The sequence below is a fragment of the Candidatus Protochlamydia sp. W-9 genome (assembly GCF_001950615.1).
Classification (GTDB): domain Bacteria; phylum Chlamydiota; class Chlamydiia; order Chlamydiales; family Parachlamydiaceae; genus Protochlamydia; species Protochlamydia amoebophila.
The window spans coordinates 1-286 of record NZ_BCPZ01000401.1 but is presented as its reverse complement, the minus strand read 5'-3'; the positions used below and the strand labels follow the sequence as shown (position 1 = coordinate 286).

The following is a 286-nucleotide window of genomic DNA, read 5'->3' as shown; positions in this document are numbered from 1 at the left end:
ACTTGACAATGCGAAGCATCTATCACAAGCCATTCATAATCTGGATCGTCAATCAGCACCTCAAGCAACCTTTCCCAGACTCTCTGATTGCGCCATCGGATAAATCGCCGATGAGTATTGCTCCAACCACCGTAATCTGGAGGCAAACCCCTCCATGGAGCTCCCGTTCTTAATATCCAAAATACTGCATTGATAAAAGTCCTATTATCTCTTGCTATACCACCCCAAGCCCCTCTTCTTCCTGGCAAATGAGGTCCCAGTAAATTCCAAACTCTGTCGGATATAT

General features: G+C 45.5%; 1 protein-coding gene. It reads right to left on the bottom strand.

The window, feature by feature from the left end; translation table 11 throughout:
• A partial coding sequence (locus BU804_RS10965; protein ID WP_226996196.1) for a transposase occupies window positions 1–284 on the bottom strand: 284 nt, incomplete at its 3' end.
• Window positions 285–286: the final 2 nt, after the last annotated feature.